Source organism: Alcaligenes sp. LTN-3, assembly GCF_059735605.1.
On the sequence record NZ_JCAPDN010000003.1, the window covers coordinates 64,813 to 82,631 of the forward strand.

Consider the following 17,819-nt stretch of genomic DNA (forward strand, 5'->3'; position numbering starts at 1 on the left):
GTCTGCAACACCTCTGACGGCAGGCCCGTCACCTAAAACAGAATTAATCCAACGTAATCTGCAAAGACTGGATCATCGGGCCCATCGCCGTCGCATCGCTCTCGATCAACTCAGCAAACGCTTGTGGTGTCGAGGGCTGAATCTCAATACCAAAGTCCACAAACTTCTGCACGACTTCCGGCGCATTGAGCACAGCCGTCAACTGCTCGGTTAAGCGTGTCACCTCATCGGCAGGGGTGCCTGCCTTGGCCGAGATACCCCACCAGATCGTAAAAGCCACATTGGGAATACCGCTTTCAGCAAGGGTGGGCGTATCAGGACGCAACGGGCTACGTTCTGTCGTGGCAGCGGCAATCGCGCGCAAACGACCATCCTCCAAAAAGCCACGGCTACCGGTCAATACATCAAAAATAAAGTCGATCTGGCCACTGACCGCATCGATCAAGGCCGGACCTGCGCCCTTGTAAGGCACGTGCACCAGACGGGCGCCAGTTTCTTTGCGCAGCATCTCGCCCAACAGGTGAGTGCCGGTACCCATACCGGGCGAGCCGTATGTCAGCTCTTGCTTCTGGCCGGCGGCAACCAGATCCTGAACGGTCTTGAAAGGGCTGTCTTTGTTGACCAGCAGGAACACAGGAGCCTTGGCGGCCAGCGTCATGGGAATCAGGTCCGTGGCGACATCGTAGTTCAGGCGCTGATACATATGGCGGTTAAGCGAATAGGCACCGCTATCGGCCAGAAACAGCACCGTTCCCAAGGCATTGGGGTTGGCATTTTTCACCACATTCATGGCGACCTGCGCACCGGCACCCGGACGGTTCTCCACAATCACTTTCTGATCGAAGCGTGTTCCCATTTCCTGAGAAATCACACGCGCCAACTGATCAGCCGCACCACCAGGCGGATAAGGAATAACCAGCGTGACATTCTTATTCTGAGCATGAGCCTGTGCACCCAACATGAGCGCGCAACACGTTGCCAACTTAAGCCATACCTTCATTGTTCTATCCCCGTTGCCCCTGTGGGCTTATTCAAAGTCATTGTGAAGCACATCCGCCCAAACACGTGGGCCTGACCTGCTTTTTGCTGATCGACTGTCGTTCTGAAACCTGATCAACCGCCTTGCCTGCCGTACTGCCCTGGCCTGCAAAACGCCCCCTTTTCTGTCCTTGTCCAGCCCTTGGTTTATGCGAAACACCACGACTTGGCGGCCTCATCGACTTCGGGTTTTTCCGGTGAAGGACAGGAATTTCAAAATAATATATTGCAGTATACTGTTTGCCGGATATTAGTAATTTCACCCATGCATATCGGCTTGCCGCCTTGATCGCGCGTTGGCCGGGAGACAGATTGATCATGCACGCCCATTCCATTCCTGCTTCTGAATTGCCACTGTTTTCAATACCTGCCACGCAGCGCACGGTGCCCGCCTTGTTGCGCCTGCGCGCAGAGCGCATGGGTGATACGCCGCTGTTCTCAGACCGACACATCCACTACACCGGCCAGCAAACCTTGCAGGCGGCCGCCGCCAGTGCAAGCCGCCTGAGCCGTGCCGGTATCAAGCGTGGCGACCGTGTTGCCCTGCTGTGTACCAACCGTCACGAGTTCCTGGACATGGTGCTGGGTTGCGGCTGGCTGGGCGCGATTGTGGTCCCTATCAATACCGCCTCGCGCGGCGCGCAGTTGCAGCACATCCTGTGCAATAGCCAGGCCAGCTTGCTGGTGGTGGAAACCGATCTGACACCACTGCTGGCCGATGTGGACCTTGCCGCCACCGCCGTCCAGCAAGCCTGGCTGATTCAAGGCCAGGAAGTGGCACAAACCCTGGCTGTACCCACCTGCGATCTACCTGCTTTGGGCGATTACTGCGAGCCTGCCGACATAGGCCCTGGCGATACGCTGGCCATTCTGTATACCTCCGGAACTTCAGGCCCTTCCAAAGGCGTTCAGTGCCCACACGCCCAGTTCTACTGGTGGGGTATTTACACCGCCAGCAAGTTGGACATGAAACCCGATGATGTGCTGTACACCTGCCTGCCCATGTTCCACACCAATGCCCTGAACACCTTTTTCCAGGCCCTGGTCAGCGACGCCTGCATGGTGGTGGATAAACGTTTCTCCGCCAGCCGTTTCTTCGACAATCTGTGCGAAACCGGCGCGACGATTACCTATCTGCTGGGCGCCATGGTGCCTATCTTGCTGTCCAAACCAGCAACAGCGGCAGAAAAGCGGCACAAGACACGCATTGCCCTGGGCCCAGGCGTTCCCGAACAGTTTCATAGCCAGTTTCTGGAGCGCTGCCACATGCATCTACTGGATGGTTTTGGCTCTACCGAAACCAACTATGTGATGGGCCGTGGCATTCAGGAACAGCGTAATGGCTATATGGGCCGAGTGTCTGAGGGCTTTGAAGCCCTGGTGGTGGACGAGAACGACAACCCACTGCCAGATGGTGAGGTGGGCGAGCTGTTGTTGCGCGCCGATGAGCCTTACGCTTTTGCCTTGGGTTACTACGGTCAACCCGACAAGACCGTGGAGACCTGGAAAAATCTGTGGTTCCACACGGGCGACCGCGTGGTACGCGATGCCGATGGCTACTACCGCTTTGTAGACCGTCTGAAAGACATGATTCGCCGTCGTGGTGAGAACATTTCCTCCTACGAAGTCGAACAGGCTTTGGCCAGCCATCCCGCTGTCCATACGGTTGCCGTCTATGCCGCCAAGTCCGAGCTGGCCGAGGATGAAGTCATGGCCATGATTGTGCTGCGCCCGGATTGCATGGTCAGTTGCGAGGAGCTGCTGCAGCATTGCGAGCGCCGTCTGCCCTACTTTGCGGTGCCGCGCTTTATTGAGTTTGCCCAAGTCTTGCCCACCACGGAAAATGGCAAGATTCAAAAGTTTGCCCTGCGTGATCGCGGCATTGGCCCCGATACCTGGGATAGAGAAAAAGCAGGCTATCAGGTTCGCCGCTGATTGCTGCCACAGGAATTCGATATGACGCCTAGTTTCAATCTGGACACGGTGCGCCTGCTGGGCGCAACCGAGGTCACTTACACCCGGCGTGGTCAGCTTGGCACGTCCGAGCTGCTGGCCCAGGCTTTCAAGCAGTCTCTTGCCGCAGCAGGTCTGAAGGCCAGCGATATTGATGGTCTGGGGGTGGCCTCCTTCACCCATGCACCGGATCGGGCTATTGATCTGGCCTGGAAGCTGGGCTTGAAGGTGGGCTGGATTATGGATGACAGCAATGGCGGTGCCAGCGGTCTGAATATTCTGCAGCACGCGATTCGCGCGGTTCAGGCGGGTGATGCTCGCTGTATTGCGATTGTGGCCGGGGATCATTTTCAGGCCAAGGACTTCCAGCAACTGGTCGAGAACTATAACCAGACAACTTACGATCATTTACGGCCGTTAGGCGCAGGCAGTCCGAATCATCGCTTTGCCATGCTAACCGCCAATCAAATGCGCAAGCTGGGTTTGGAACGGGCGGATTATGCCGCCTTGGTGATGCGCCAGCGCTTGTGGGCCAGCATGAATCCTGCCGCGGTGTATCGCAGCCCCATGAGTCTGGATGAATACTTGAATGCGCCTCAAGTGGCCGATCCTTTGACGCGGCTCGATTGTGTGCCGGTGGTAGATGGGGCCAATGCCTTGATTGTGATGCGCGCGGATCATCCGGCGGCGCACAATCAGCCAGCAATTACGGTGAAAGCATTACGCAGTGCTCACAATATTGATGATCAGCAGGGCGATGGTTTGAGCACAGGTTTGGCGACTTTGGCCCCGGCTTTATGGGCGGAATCGGGATTGAGTCCGGCGCAGATGGATGTCGTCAGTATTTATGACGATTACCCGGTCATGGTCCTGGCGCAGTTGCAGGATTTGGGGTTTTTTCAGGCGGATGACGCAAAGCAGTTTATTCACGAGTCGATTGCAACGGGGCGCCTGCCTTTGAATACGTCTGGCGGGCAGTTGTCGGCCGGGCAGGCCGGGGCGGCATGCAACTTGCATGGTTTGGTGGAGGTAATGCGTCAGTTAAGCGCTCAGGCTGGGGAGCGTCAGGTGGCGCAGGCCCGTTATGGTTTGGTCACGGGCTACGGCATGGTGGAGTATCGCTATGGCATGTGTTCGACAGCTCTTGTTTTGGAGGCCTTGTGATGGGTCCTTCTGTGTTTCGTTGTGTTCAGTGTGATCATCGGGTATTCCCAGAGCGGTTCTTGTGTCCGACGTGTCATGGGGATGAGTTTGAGGCTGAGGAGTGCTCGTCTGGGATGGTGACGGAACTGACGCGTAGTGCCTCCTCTGGTGAAGGGGCTGAGAGGTATATGCTGGCAACGGTTGCCAGCGATGCGGGGCCGATGTTGATTGCTCGTGTGCTGGATGAAACCGTGCAGCGGGGAGATAAGGTCGCTTTGGTTTTGCGGGATGGCGGGATTTATGCTGAGCCTGGGCGCAAATAAAAGTCTTTTTTCTTGCGAGTTTGGTTTTTAATGCTTGGCTAGCTGGGAATTAGGCTCTTGCACTCTGCTTTTGCACACAAAAATGATGGCTCAGAACTCAGGGTCAACAACTGACCGGCAATCATAGGCCCGAACACAAAATTTCCGACACTCTCGTCCAAAGGTCAGGATCATCAACTGCCCGGTGATAAAGAGGGTGACTATAAAACGCTGATCGAGGGGCGGTGCCGGTGTCGGGGCTGGCAACTTGCCGGCGCTGCACGCCGATGCCCTGGTCAGATAATCGCTACGGGCGCACCTTGAACTCGTTCGGTGATTGGTCCCCCGGACCAATCACAAGCGCCGGACTCGAACAGCAAGGTGCTTGCATCCCTACGCAATGATCTGCCTGCGGCAAGTCACCTGATCCGCCCCCACACCGGCACCGCCCCTCGATCAGCTCACAGCATCTTTTATCGGGCGATTGTTAATTGGGTTTTCCAGGGTCAGAGTTTGCGTCTCGAACGAGATATTTGCTATCCAGCACTGGCGGTCTAACTGACTTTTTTGAAAAATCAGGATGACAACTCTCGGCGATCTTATGCGTCTGCCTTGTCCAACTGGGTCGTACGACAAGCGGGTTCAAAACGGGCGCACGGCTTGCCTTGGCTCTCAACACTATCTTGGTTTAGCACGGCCCAAACCCATGAAGCCAGCCCACGCCCCCCCAAAAGTCTGCAAGAAGCTGAAAGGCGGCTTGGCAATGAAATAAGGCTCCCACATCAACCGCTTTTAAGCAGGCAGAGATACGGCCAGAACGGATCTATGCTATCGCGCACAAAAAAACCCTCGCCGCGCCTTTGGCTTGCTGCCCCCCAAGGGGGTGCTTTTTGTCTTGGGGCGGCCCGGCGACAAAACAAGCCCCCTCGCTGCGCCTTTGGCTTGCTTCCCCCCAAGGGGGTGCTTTTTGTCTTGGGGCGGCCCGGCGACAAAAAAACCTGAGTTCGGCGTTTGCCAAACTCAGGTTTTTCGTTTTTGCCCGGAGAGCCTGTTCGAGACTCTGGTTTTCTGTGTGGGACAACATCGCTGTTGCCCCTCTTTTCAGCGGCCTGTTCGGTCTTAGCCGATCAGGCCTGGCAGACCCACGGCAATCCAGGGGACAAACAGGACCAGGGCCAGGATGCCGATTTCTATGACCAGGAAGGGCACGGCGGCACTGTAGATCTGAGGCAAACGGATAGATGGAGGGGCCACGCTTTGCATCACTATCAGCAACAGGCCAAAGGGTGGCGTCAGCAAGCCGATTTCCAGTGCGATCAAAATCATCACGCCCAGCCAGACGGTATCCACGCCAGCAGCCAGAGCCAGAGGCATGAAAAACGGCAAGGCAATCATCATCATGGAGATTTGATCCAACACCATGCCCATGACTATCAGCACCAGCAACATGCACACCACCAGCACGAAGGGCGACAGGTTGTAGTCTTTGATCATGCCCAAAAAGCCTGCGCTGGCTCCAGAGAAGCTGAGCAATTGAGCAAACGTGGTTGATGCAGCCAGAATGAACAGAATCACAACCGAGACTTTGGCGGTTTCGATCAGGCTTTTCCACAGGGCTTTCAGGGTCAGAGCGCGGTAGGCAATGGTTGCCAGCACCGAGGCCACGACACCAATCGCAGCCGACTCGGTGGGCGATGCCCAACCGACCAGCATCGAGCCGACGACCGCAACAAAAATACCCAACAATGGCAAGACGTTAAACACAAAGGGCTTCCACAAGACCCAACCTTTCAGGCGAATGGCCGGATCTTCGTCGCTCATGGGGGCATCCTGTGGGCGCAGGCGGCTACGTACCACGACGTAGGCCAGGAAGCCGGCTGCCATCAAGATGCCCGGCAAGATACCGCCGATCAACAGTCGTTCGATGGAGATACCAGCCAGACTCCCCAGCATGACGGCCAGAGCCGAAGGAGGGATCAGCATGGCAATACCGCCTACCGCCATGATGGGGCCCATGGCCATGGTGGGGTGATAACCGCGACGCAGCATTTCTGGCAGCATCACGCCGCCCATCATGGCCGTGTTGGCAATGGACGAGCCCGACAACGTCGCAAAGGTTGTCCCCCCCAGGATACTGACGATAGACAGTTTGCCCGGCACGCGCGAGATCATGCGCTCGATGGAGTCAATGGCCTTGAAGGCCAGCCCGGTGTGAAACAACACCTCGCCCATCAAGACGAATAAAGGAATGGGGGTTAAGGAAAAGCTGCCAATGGAGGCGGTGGTGTTGCGCGCCCATTGTGCCAAACCTGCCGCTTCACCCAGAAACAGCCAAGCCCCCAACAGGTTGACGGACAGAAAGGCAAAAACGACGGGTGTGCCGATCGCCATCAAGACAAAGAGCGATCCTAGCAACAGGATCAATGCCATGTGCCATTCCATGTTCAGGCTCCTTGCTCAACGGGACGGGAAATCAGGCGGCGCAGAAACTCCAGCGCCAACATGGATGCACCAAACAACAAAGGCAGATTCAGCCACCATTCTGGAAAGACCAGGGCTTTAAAGACCAGGGCCCCTTGCTCGTACGAGTCCAGGGCAACGACCGCGCATTGCCAGGCCAAAATGCCACAGACGGTCAGCCCCAACAGGTTAGAGAGCAGGTCCAGGCCACGCTGCATGGGCAGGGGCAAGTTGTTAAACAGCACATCGATACGAATATGGCCGCCCAGGTACAGCACCCACGGTGCTGCCACGAAGGTGGCAATGATCAACATGTATTCGGTTATTTCCACGCTGGTGGACAGCGCGTCGTAGCCCAGGTTGCGCAGCACCACATCCGCGCACACCAGCAGGCTCATCAGCCCAAAGGTCAGGGCCGCGACGGCGCCACAAGTATTCATTAACAGGGCGTACGGACGCCCCCAGGTCGGGTTGGAAGGCGAGCCTTCCGAGGCAGTGGCAGCAGACATCGCGTCTTCTCCGCAGATCAAGGTCACTGAAAGGGCGGACATCTAGCCACCCATATGGCACCATCAAAAAGTGGACACTGTCCCCAAGGGCACAATGTCCACTCTCAAACTAAATCATCAATAAACTGGCTTAAGGCTGATAGCCACCAAACAATTCACGCAATTGCGCCGCATATTTGGGACTGGATTTGTCGATACCGGCCCAGCCTGCTTCGTAGGCTTTGGTGCGCAAGGCACGAGCGGCCTCAGGTTCCAGTACCAGCGCTTGCACACCGGCTTGTTCGGTCGCCGCTTTTTCTTCGATTGCCATCTGGTGTTCAGTCACGTTCTGCGACTCCATCCACTCGATCTGCTTGCGCATGAAGGCTTTCTGGTCTTCGTCCAGTTTTTCCCAGCTCTTTTGGTTCATGAAAAAACCCACTTCCACGTTGTAGAAGCCTGGCTCTACACGGTATTTGGTCTTTTCATGCCAGCCCATTTCCATCACGCCCACAGAAGGCCAGCCATAGCCGTCCACGACACCACGCTCCAGCGCGGTGTAGACCTCGCCCGGTGGAATCTGCAGCGGGGTTGCGCCAATTTCGCGAAAGAAGGACAGGTACACCGGCACACCGCGCAGCTTGAAGCCCGACAGGTCAGCCGAGGTCACGGGCTTGTTGGTGTAGATGTGGTATTGCAAACCGTCCGTCGTACGAGCCAGCCAAGTGATGTTGGCTTTCTCGCGGTGAATCTTGTCCATCAGCTCGTAGCCGCCGTTCTGGCGCAGCTCGCTCATGGGTTTTTCTGTCAGCGTCAAGGCCAGTGCCTCTGGCACCAGATTGGCATGAAAGACGGCGGTGGTATTGGCGAAATCAATCACGCCAGAACGCAGCGCATTGCCGACCTCGAAAGGCGGAATGGCCTCTGGGCCGCCAATGACATTGATCTGCACCAACCCCTTGCCTTCTGCGTTGACCTTGTCAACGAACTGCTTGAAGCGCTTGGTAAAGAAGGTGTCCATCGTAAAGACAGATACCGCTTTCAGCGTAACTTCCGCTGCCTGAGCGCCAGCCATTCCCAATGCCAGCAAGGCTGCTGCCACTACTCGAGTTGTTTTATGCACCATGACGGAAGTTCCGCAGAAATGTGTGTAATGAAATTTTAGTTTAGATATAAATATATCAATAATCAATTATTTATGAGTCGGGGTTTTCACTAAGCCCCCTAAGGGCTTCATAGGGTGCGCCCCCTCATTGCACCTCAATCCTGTGGGTGGGCAGCCTGCGGTATCATCACAAACTTGACGTTTTATTGCTTAATAGGGATGACTCATGACATTTTCCGCTGTGCTGTTTGATTGTGACGGTGTGCTGGTGGACAGCGAACCCATCACGGTTCGCGTGCTGCGGGACATGCTGCAAGAAGAAGGCTGGGTCATGACCTACGAGCAATGCTATGACTGGTTCATTGGCAAAGCGCTGCCCGACGAACTACCCACCGTGCGCAAGATGACCGGTAAAGATCTGGATATGGAATGGGTAATGGCCTTTCGCATGCGCCGCAACCATGCACTGAGCAATGAAGTCATGGCCATTCCCGGTATTCAGGACACGCTGGACGCGATCTTGCGCGACAAGCCCGGCATGATTGCCTGTGCGTCCGGCGCCGACCGCGGCAAGCTGGCACTGCAACTGGGCCAGACTGGCCTGCTGGATTACTTTGGCACCCATATCTATAGCGGTGCAGAGACGCCCCGCAACAAACCCTACCCGGATGTCTATCTGGCCGCCGCGCATGGCTTGGGTGTCGACCCCAAGGAATGTCTGGTTGTGGAAGACAGCGTCACGGGCGCAACGGCTGGCTTGGCTGCCGGGGCCACCGTCTTGGGCTATTGCCCGGTCCCCGACAAGCAAGAGGACTTGCGCCGTCTTGGTGTGCGTGACACCTTCCGCCGCATGGATGAATTACCCACGTTGATCGCCAAGCTGGAGCAGGAACGCGTACAAGGCTGATTCATAGCCAGACAATAGAAAAGGCGCTGTGTTTTGAGCAGTTTCTTCAAAAGAGGGAGATCCAACCTTTTGGAACTGCTCAAAACACAGCGCCTTATTTGCCGCCAGACCGCCTTAAGACTCGGTGCTGCCAATAAAAAGCCCCCTCGGACGGCAGCAAACCGAAAGGCGTAGTATGGGGCCTTTTTTCTGTTGCTTAGTCTTCCAGATGGAAGGTGTGCAAAATTCTATGCAGCACGGGCGCAATAATCAGCCCGAACGCTGCGGCCAACACCAGGCTGACATACGCCCCATATATGGCAAAAAACACTTTGCCAGCCCATGTTTCAGGCAAGGCCATCGGCCCCAACCCACCGACCATCATGGCCGCATTCAAGGCCGCATCGTGCCAATGTACGTTCTCTTCAAACCACATATGGCCCAATACCCCCAGCATCAGGGAAAAGACCACAAACACGATGCCGATCGAGGCATGCGCCAACAGGCGCTTGGCAAACTGCCAACGCGAAATCAAGGGCTGATCACGTGACTCGTACATGTCATTAAAGCGTATTGGCCTGAACAGTTAAAGAAGCTAACCATTGGCTAACTTGCAAGGACAAGGCATCGGTAGCCTGCCCAAATGCTTCAACCACCTGTGGCACGGCCGTGCCGTCAACTTCTTGTTGAGCGACAAAGCGGCGGGTCTGAATCAACTGGCCCGAGCGCTGATCACGCACTAAAGCATCAAACTGAATCCGTACCCGTGGAACGCCCTGGATATACTCCACCTGAAAGGCGCCCAGCGTCCCGCCAAGCTCCACATCAGCAATGACGGATTCGCTGTCCAGCACCACCGCCCGGAATTGAGCCGCATCACGTAAACCATCGGCCAGACGGTTACGCAACAGGGCGGGTGCATCGTCACCCCAACGTACGCCTTTATACGCGCTGAGCTCATTACCTTGAGGCAGCACCGTGATGCGCGAACTGGCCAGCAGGCGCTCGGCGTGAGGCCGGTTCACCTGAATGATTAAACTTCTATGCGAAGCAGGTGCAGACTGCGCCTTCAAGGCCGTTGCCGGAAGCTGATAATAAGTCAGGGACTCCGCCTGAGGCAGAACAGAACAAGCGGCAGACAGGGCAGCCAGACCCACTAGCGACACCTGTAAAAAACGACGCACAACAGTGGGCATCATGGTGTGAACTCCTGTAATTTGTCGCGACCCAAAAGATAGCCGGCCGGATTATCTTCCAGACGGGAGGTGACGGCGCGGAAACCGGCCAGCACCTGACGCAATTCTCGCAATGCCGGTTCGATCTCGGTCAAACCCTGAGCGCCCCGGCCAATAGCTGCCGAATTCTGCTCCAGCAGCGTGTTCAAGCTTTGCGTGGCACGGCTGAAATCTTCCATGGATTTCTGGATGGCATTCATGGCCTGCGTACCCTGACGGTCTACCAGACCTTGTGTAGAAGACAGCAAGGTGGTGGCTTGCTGGCTGGCCTGGGACAGCTCCTTCACCAAGGCTGGCACGCCTTCGCTGGCGGTCGAAAGCTGGCCCATCAAGGCTTCCAGCTTTTGCAAACTGGCCGACAGGGATTGGGAGTTCTCGGACGACAGGAACGTATTGGCGTTATCGAGCAACTTGGAAATTTGCGTCATCAGCTCCTCGCCACCTGCCATCAATTGGGCCAGCGGGGACGGCGAGGCCACAATCATGGGCAGGCCATCGTCGGGCGCTTCCAGCAAGGGGCTGTTCGGTGTGCCGCCGCTAAGCTCGATCACGGACTGGCCGGTGATACCAGCCAGTGCCAGGCGAGCTTGCGTGTCTTCATGAATCGGGATGGAAGCCTGAATCGCCACTTGCGCTCGCACACGCTGCAAGTCATTCGGGTCCAGGCGCAGCAAGCGCACTTCACCGACACGCAAGCCGTTGTATTGCACGGCGCTGCCACGAGACAGACCACGCACACCTTCCAGAAAGACAATATCGTAATCACGGGTCTCGGCATCTTGCCCCGACTTGGCCAGCCAAAGCGAGAACAGGACAGCGGCCGCCGCCACTACCAAGGTAAAGACCCCGATCAATACATGATGGGCACGCGGTTCCATTAATTATGCTCCTGACGACGGTTTTGGGCCTGTTGGGCGGCCCGTCCCCGTGGACCGTGGAAGTACTCCCGGATCCAGTCGTTATCAACTTGCTCTACGCGGGCCAGTGTGTCGTTGACCAGCACGCGCTTTTGCGCCAGCACGGCCACCCGATCACAAATGGTGTAGAGCGTATCCAGATCGTGTGTCACCAAAAACACGGTCAATCCCAGCGCATCGCGCAAGGTCAAAATAAGCTGGTCAAAATCCCCCGCACCCACCGGGTCCAGCCCGGCAGTGGGTTCATCCAGAAACAGGATTTCCGGATCCAGCGCCAGCGCACGTGCCAGGGCAGCACGCTTGATCATGCCACCGGACAATTCTGCTGGGTATTTGGTAGCCGCATTGGCCGGTAAACCTGCCAAGGCCATTTTCATGGCGGCAATATGTTCAGCGGCAGCGCGAGACAGGCCAATATGCTCGATCAGAGGCATGGCAATGTTCTCCACCACCGTCAGCGAGGAGAACAACGCGCCTTGCTGGAACAGCACGCCCAAACGGCGCTCCAGCCGCGAACGATCCTCGGGCGACAGGGTGCCGATTTCCTGATCAAAAATGCGTACCGTGCCGCCGGTGGGTGGGCGCAGTCCCAGAATGGAGCGCAGCAGCACGGACTTGCCTGTGCCGGAACCACCCACCACGCCCACAATCTCGCCGGGATACACATCCATATCCAGATGCTCATGCACGACATGATCGCCAAAGCGATTGTCCAGATCACGTACTTGAATAATGGGACGAGCGGCTGCCTCTACCATCCCATCTCCATGAAGAACAACGCGGCCAGCGCATCAATCAAGATCACGATGAAGATGGACTGCACCACGGCTGAAGTCGTGTGCTCCCCCACGGACTGGGCGCTGCCGGTCACTTTAAAGCCTTCCTGGCAACCGATCACGGCAATCAAAAAGGCAAAAATCGGAGCCTTGGCCATGCCCAGCACAAAGTGCCGCAAATCAATATCCTGATTGAAGATATTGATGAACATGGTGGGCGAGATATCCAGAATCAGGGCGCAGACCAAGCCGCCGCCGAAGATCCCGGCCACCATGCCCACAAAGGTCAAGATAGGCATAGCCAATAGCATGGCCAATACGCGCGGAATGACCAGAATCAGCATGGGATTCAAGCCCTGAGCGCGTAAAGCATCAATTTCTTCGTTCGCTTTCATGGAGCCGATCTGCGCGGTAAAGGCACTGGCGGTGCGGCCTGCCATCAAGATGGCCGTCAACAGCACAGCAAACTCACGCAAAAAGGAAAAACCAACCAGATTTACGGTGTAAATGGTGGCGCCAAAATCCGCCAGCACCGTCGCTCCCAGAAATGCGATCACCGCCCCCACCAGGAACGTCAGCAAGGCCACAATAGGTACGGCGTTAAAGGCGGTCTCTTCCAACTGCGCCACAATCGAGGTGACGCGCCACTGGCTGGGCCGCAGCATATTCAGGATGAGCGTTTCCAGCGTCAGGCCAATAAAACCCAAAAGCTCACGCATATTGCGCGTGATGTGGATCATGGACAGGCCCACGCGCTCGAGCAGATCCGTCATCCCCCAACGCGCCGCAGTCACGTGCTCCTCATCCATGCGGCTCATTGCCTTGGCAACGGTTTGCAATAATTGATGGCGCTCTTTGGACAAGCCTTGAGCACTGTCCAAGGCCGTTTGCACACGCTCGGCACCCAGCCATTCGCACAGGACTTGAGCACCTGTTGTGTCCAGGGACTTCAATTGGCTGAAATCCAAAGACCAACGGCCCTGCTTGTCACTTATCGAGCGCAAACTACTTTGCAGCGCTTCATAGTGACGCAAGGACCAATCGCCTAGCAATTGCAGCTGACCAGGGGAGTCTGTACGAACATACAGAGGCACGGACGTATTCATGCGCATAGTCTAATGGATTTGCTCTGACAGCTTCCATAGCGCCGACTACTTTTTCATGCTTTGTGGACAATTAAGCGGGCTGTAAGCAAGTCAAACAATCCGGCAACATTTCCGCTATATAAATACGCCCGTCCAAGCCGACGGACAGCCCGTGTCCGTAGACACCTTGCACCCGGCAACGTCCTACTAATGTGCCCGAATCCGGGTCGAACAAAGACAAGCTGGCCGTTTGATCGCTAACCAACACCGAACCGTCAGTTTGCACAGCCACCGCCATGGGTTTGTGCAGGGGGCGCAATTCACCCAGATAACGGCCTTGGACATCCAGATGCTGGACACGGTTGTTTTCGCGGTCGGCTACCCAGATCGAACCATCAGCAGCACACGCGAGCATATGAGGCGTGCTGAACTGCAAAGGGCCTGGGCCAGGCGCGCCCAACGCAGCCAGCCATTGGCGCTGCGGATCAAAGCGATGCACCACGGTATTGCCGTAGCCATCACTTACCCACAAGCCGCCATCACCACATTCAACGGCGTGCGTGGGATGGTTGAACGGCTCTTGCCAACAGGGCTGTCCAGGCGTGCCCAAACGCCATTGCTCATGGCCTTGGGGGCCCAAAGCCAAGACCTGATGTCCATCCAGATCCGTCACCAGCACCCCGCCTTGCGGACGGGCACTGATATGGTGCGGGCACAGCATGTCATCCAAAGACCAGCGCGCTGACACTTGACCATCCGGTGCCAGTACCAAGACACAGGCCGGACGACGCAGCAAGGCAGCGATACGCCCGTCTGTCAGCACCGCCACACTGGTGATGCCGCTGATATCAGCCTGAGTCCAGGCGCGCTCTACTTTGTAGCGTTGCGAACCCAAGATCACATAAGCAAGTGCCATCTTCCGCCTCCCTTACATGGCGTTAGGCAAGACCAGGACAATTTGCGGGAATATCGTCACCAGGACGGTCGCCAGAACCAGCAGCAGAAAAAACGGGAGCGCCATGCGTACCAGCTCGAACAGATTGCGCCCGGTAATGCTCTGGATCACAAACAAGTTAAAACCAATAGGCGGAGTAATCTGGGCCATTTCCACGGTCAGGATCAGATAAACACCAAACCAGATGGGATCAATACCGGCGGCAATCACCGCAGGCAGCAAGACCGAAGTGGTCAGCACCACAATGGAAATACCATCCAGAAAGGCGCCCAAAATCACAAAGAACACCGTCAATACAGCAATCAGGGCGTATTGGTTCAGGCCCAAAGAGCCAATCCAGGCCGCCAGATTTGCAGGCAGGCCAGTAAAGCTCATGGCACTGGTCAAATAAGCGGCGCCGATCAGAATGAAGGAAATCATGCACGAGGTGCGCGCCGCACCCAGCAAACTGGCGGTAAAGGTTTTCCAGCTCAGGGAACGACCAAAAGCGGCAATCACCAAAGAACCAATGACACCCAGCACAGCCGCTTCAGTCGCCGTGGCAATGCCCCCGTAAATCGACCCGATCACCGCAATGATCAGCAAAACGACCGGCAACAGCAAGCGCAAGCGTCGTACCTTCTCGCTCAGGCTTAGTTGCTCGGTTGCCGAGGGCACACGATCCGGATGGCGGATAGACCAAAAAGCGATGTAGGCCGAAAACAGGCACATCAGCAAAAGGCCTGGCAGCACACCCGCCACAAACAGTCGAATGATGGAAACTTGTGCGGCCACCGCATACACAATCATCACAATGGAAGGCGGAATCAACAGGCCCAAGGTCCCGGCACCGGCCAGCGAACCGATACTGATCCTGTCGTCATAGCCACGCGCCTTCAGTTCAGGCAAGGAAATACGGCCTATCGTGGCCGCCGTAGCCGCCGACGAACCGCTGACCGCCGCAAAAATACCGCAACCCAAGGTGTTGACGTGTAACAGACGGCCCGGCAAACGCTGTACCCACGGCCCCAGGCCACTGAACATGTCTTCGGCCAGGCGGGTGCGATACAGAATCTCCCCCATCCAGATAAACAGGGGCAAGGCCGTCAAGGCCCAACTGGCCGAGGAGTCCCACGCCTTGGTCGCGAAAATAATGCCTGCAGGCGCATCGGCATACAGAAAAATAGACAAGATACCGCAAGCGATCAGAACCAGCGCCACCCACACGCCACTGGCCAGCAAGGCAAGCAGAACAACAAACAGCACAATTGCCTGAGATAAATCAGCCATGCTCAGTCGCCTCCAATTCTTGACCTTGAACCACGCGCAGCAAGCGCCGCAACAACATCAAGGTCAGCAAGCCCAGACCAATGGGCATCCCCAATTGGGGAATCCACAGCGGCACTGCCACCATGCCTTGCGCCACTTCCTTGTAGATAAAGGACTCATAGACAAAGTGGGCCGTCTCCCAGGTACACCAAGCAGCCAGCACAAGCCCGATCAGCGTTGCCACTAGTTCATAAGGGCGTCGCAAACGCTCCGGGATCACCTGCAGCAACAAGGACACCCGGATATGGTCACCATGCAACATGGCGTAGGGCAGCGCCAGAAAAATCGACGCTGCCATAAACCAGCCAGCAAAATCATCCGACGCGGGGATTTGCGTAGAGAACAGGCGCGCCACGATCTGCGCCGTCACCACCACCCCGATCAAACATAGAAAGAGTGCGGCCAGTGCGCCGCATACTCTGGCCATACGCTCGAGCACAATCATGGACGCACTCCTTGTTTAGGGCTGACGGTAGGTATCAAGCAGCTTCTGACCGTCGGCACCGGCTTTCTTCAACCACTCTTCGGTCATGGTCTGGCCGATCGCCCGCATCTCGCCGGCCAACTTTTCGCTTAACTGGCCTACCACCATGCCCTTATCGGCCATGGTCTGGGTCAGTTTGGACGTTTGCTCGCGCGACATGGCCCAACCGCGTTGTTCGGCGCGTTCACCCGCTTCCAGAACCGCTTTCTGAACATTCTCGGGCAGACGCTGAAAGGCACGCTTGTTAATGATCACAAAGCTTTGTGGAATAAACACCTGGGCATCGTAGTAGTACTTCACATAGTCCCAGGCCTGCGAGTCCACACCCGTGGCGGGCGAGGTCAGCATGGCATCGATAATGCCGGTGGAAAAAGCCTGAGGGACTTCGGGCGTTTGCACAGTGGTCGGCACGGCCCCCATCAAGGAGACCAAACGGCTGGTTGCCGGGCTATAAGCACGGAAACGCACGCCTTCCAGGTCAGACAGTTGTTCCACGGGGTTTTTGGTGTAAATCCCCTGTGGTGGCCAAGGCGAGCCATACACCAGAATGATGCCTTGCTTGTCCAGGCGCTCTGCCAGGAAGGGACGTGTGGCTTTCCAGAGCTTTTCTGACTCATCGAACGACGAAGCCAGCAAGGGCACGCTATCGACTTCAAACAGGGGATCTTCATTACCGATGGCCGCCACCAGCATTTCACCAGCCTGCACCACGCCTTGCTGGACGCCACGCTTGACCTCGGGGCGCTTGAGCAGCACCGAGTTCGACTGCACGTTGATATTCAATTCGCCATTAGTCGCCGCTTTGATATCCGCCGCGAACTCGCGCGCATTTTGCGTCAGGAAATTGCTATCGGGCTGCTCGGTACTCATGTTCCAGTTGGTCGCGGCCTGAGCAGTGCCTGCCAACGCAAAGACGCAGGCAATGGAAAGTAGTTTTTTAATCATGATGTCGCTTCTCCCAAGAATTGAGGTGATGACCGCCTTATGAGCGGCCCGCATTCAGATCCCGTGACTGCAGATCCCACAGCAAAGAAAACTCGGATACATCGTTTGTTGCCACCCCTAAATCCTGCTGCAAGCGGGCAGCCAGGATACGAGCGGCGTCAAGGGTGGTCAGATCAGCCACCAGGTAAGGGTCCAGGCTGCGCTGTTGTACATCCTCGGACGGTAAAGGGGTAGAGAGCTCCGGATCAGGTGTCAGTACGCGCAAGGCCAGCAGGCCATCGGTCTGTTCCAGATAGGCGGCACATTGACGTGCCAACGCTTGTCGCTGAGCCGCTTCTGGCAGACGTACCAGCAACACAACAGCACCTGTGCCAGCACCACCGAGCAACGACACCGCCATTACGCGGCGCTGGGTATTGCTCATACGGGCAAAATTGGTATTAGACCAGTCCGTTTGCTGCTCAAAGGCTTTTTTATATTCCGCCGTCCCAAAAACACGCAAGGACTGCGTGCGATACAAAGCCAGATACTTGCGCCCGGCACCATGGCGCACATAACGACGCGACCATTGAAAACCCGGTATGGCCGCGCGTTCAGCCATGTGCTCGCGCTCATACCATTGATTGAAATCCTGCTCATGCTCAGGGGCGATATCCGTCCAGATAAACAGTTCCCCCGGTGCATCACGATCAGTACGAAAAGTAGCAGACACGAAAGCCTCCCCAAAAAGGTTATTGCA

The 17,819-nt window shown here is 56.5% G+C and carries 18 protein-coding genes; 4 read left to right on the forward strand and 14 right to left on the reverse strand.

The genetic code is table 11. The features are described 5' to 3' along the window. Nucleotides 1-43 precede the first annotated feature (43 nt). The gene (locus tag AC6I6N_RS13250; RefSeq protein WP_094195291.1) at nt 44-1,000 is read right to left on the reverse strand and encodes a Bug family tripartite tricarboxylate transporter substrate binding protein; all 957 of its coding nucleotides are present in this window, start codon (nt 998-1,000) and stop codon (nt 44-46) included. Between the two features lie 356 nt (nt 1,001-1,356). Between AC6I6N_RS13250 and AC6I6N_RS13255 the strand changes: the two genes are divergently transcribed. From AC6I6N_RS13255 to AC6I6N_RS13265, 3 genes are all read left to right on the forward strand, one after another. Beyond that, nucleotides 1,357-2,973, forward strand: a complete 1,617-nt coding sequence (locus tag AC6I6N_RS13255) for an ATP-dependent acyl-CoA ligase (RefSeq protein ID WP_406611684.1) — start codon at nt 1,357-1,359, stop codon at nt 2,971-2,973. A 21-nt stretch (nt 2,974-2,994) separates the two neighbouring features. Next, nucleotides 2,995-4,155, forward strand: a complete 1,161-nt coding sequence (locus AC6I6N_RS13260; RefSeq protein WP_406611683.1) for a thiolase family protein — start codon at nt 2,995-2,997, stop codon at nt 4,153-4,155. 113 nt (nt 4,156-4,268) lie between these two features. Next, nucleotides 4,269-4,457 carry a hypothetical protein gene (locus AC6I6N_RS13265; RefSeq protein ID WP_121737702.1) on the forward strand — a complete coding sequence of 63 codons (189 nt, stop codon included), beginning with the start codon at nt 4,269-4,271 and terminating at the stop codon, nt 4,455-4,457. A 1,098-nt stretch (nt 4,458-5,555) separates the two neighbouring features. Here AC6I6N_RS13265 and AC6I6N_RS13270 read toward each other — a convergent pair. From AC6I6N_RS13270 to dctP, 3 genes are all read right to left on the reverse strand, one after another. Beyond that, a complete protein-coding gene (locus AC6I6N_RS13270; RefSeq protein ID WP_230019483.1) occupies nt 5,556-6,866 on the reverse strand; it encodes a TRAP transporter large permease in 1,311 nt (436 codons plus the stop codon). Nucleotides 6,867-6,880: 14 nt separating this feature from the next. Beyond that, nucleotides 6,881-7,405, reverse strand: coding sequence for a TRAP transporter small permease (locus AC6I6N_RS13275; RefSeq protein WP_121737700.1), 525 nt, complete (start codon nt 7,403-7,405; stop codon nt 6,881-6,883). 130 nt (nt 7,406-7,535) lie between these two features. Then, complete coding sequence (gene dctP, locus AC6I6N_RS13280) at nt 7,536-8,510, reverse strand: TRAP transporter substrate-binding protein DctP (protein WP_094195285.1); 975 nt, start codon at nt 8,508-8,510, stop codon at nt 7,536-7,538. A 205-nt stretch (nt 8,511-8,715) separates the two neighbouring features. Here dctP and AC6I6N_RS13285 point away from each other — a divergent pair, with 205 nt between their 5' ends. After that, entirely contained in the window at nt 8,716-9,396 is a 681-nt protein-coding gene (locus AC6I6N_RS13285; protein WP_094195284.1) for an HAD family hydrolase, read from the forward strand. A 196-nt stretch (nt 9,397-9,592) separates the two neighbouring features. Here the strand turns inward: AC6I6N_RS13285 and AC6I6N_RS13290 are convergent, their stop codons facing one another. From AC6I6N_RS13290 to AC6I6N_RS13335, 10 genes are all read right to left on the reverse strand, one after another. After that, a complete protein-coding gene (locus AC6I6N_RS13290) occupies nt 9,593-9,934 on the reverse strand; it encodes a hypothetical protein (RefSeq protein WP_321269247.1) in 342 nt (113 codons plus the stop codon). Between the two features lie 4 nt (nt 9,935-9,938). Continuing rightward, nucleotides 9,939-10,574: an ABC-type transport auxiliary lipoprotein family protein gene (locus tag AC6I6N_RS13295; RefSeq protein ID WP_094195282.1), complete on the reverse strand. Its 636-nt coding sequence runs from the start codon at nt 10,572-10,574 to the stop codon at nt 9,939-9,941. Next, entirely contained in the window at nt 10,571-11,488 is a 918-nt protein-coding gene (locus tag AC6I6N_RS13300) for an MlaD family protein (RefSeq protein WP_321269245.1), read from the reverse strand. Before AC6I6N_RS13300 ends, AC6I6N_RS13295 begins: the two co-directional genes overlap by 4 nt. Next, nucleotides 11,488-12,285 (reverse strand): ABC transporter ATP-binding protein, encoded by a 798-nt coding sequence (locus AC6I6N_RS13305; RefSeq protein ID WP_094195280.1) that lies wholly within the window; start codon nt 12,283-12,285, stop codon nt 11,488-11,490. The genes AC6I6N_RS13300 and AC6I6N_RS13305 overlap by 1 nt, the downstream gene beginning before the upstream one ends. Next, complete coding sequence (locus AC6I6N_RS13310; protein ID WP_321269243.1) at nt 12,279-13,415, reverse strand: ABC transporter permease; 1,137 nt, start codon at nt 13,413-13,415, stop codon at nt 12,279-12,281. The genes AC6I6N_RS13305 and AC6I6N_RS13310 overlap by 7 nt, the downstream gene beginning before the upstream one ends. Before the next feature lie 64 nt (nt 13,416-13,479). After that, nucleotides 13,480-14,304, reverse strand: coding sequence for an NHL repeat-containing protein (locus AC6I6N_RS13315; protein WP_094195278.1), 825 nt, complete (start codon nt 14,302-14,304; stop codon nt 13,480-13,482). Between the two features lie 12 nt (nt 14,305-14,316). Beyond that, nucleotides 14,317-15,612 (reverse strand): TRAP transporter large permease, encoded by a 1,296-nt coding sequence (locus tag AC6I6N_RS13320; RefSeq protein WP_108727087.1) that lies wholly within the window; start codon nt 15,610-15,612, stop codon nt 14,317-14,319. Next, nucleotides 15,605-16,096 (reverse strand): TRAP transporter small permease, encoded by a 492-nt coding sequence (locus AC6I6N_RS13325; protein WP_094195276.1) that lies wholly within the window; start codon nt 16,094-16,096, stop codon nt 15,605-15,607. Before AC6I6N_RS13325 ends, AC6I6N_RS13320 begins: the two co-directional genes overlap by 8 nt. Before the next feature lie 15 nt (nt 16,097-16,111). Then, nucleotides 16,112-17,080 (reverse strand): TRAP transporter substrate-binding protein, encoded by a 969-nt coding sequence (locus AC6I6N_RS13330; protein ID WP_108727086.1) that lies wholly within the window; start codon nt 17,078-17,080, stop codon nt 16,112-16,114. A gap of 37 nt (nt 17,081-17,117) precedes the next feature. Then, nucleotides 17,118-17,792: a DUF4286 family protein gene (locus AC6I6N_RS13335; protein WP_094195274.1), complete on the reverse strand. Its 675-nt coding sequence runs from the start codon at nt 17,790-17,792 to the stop codon at nt 17,118-17,120. Nucleotides 17,793-17,819 lie beyond the last annotated feature (27 nt).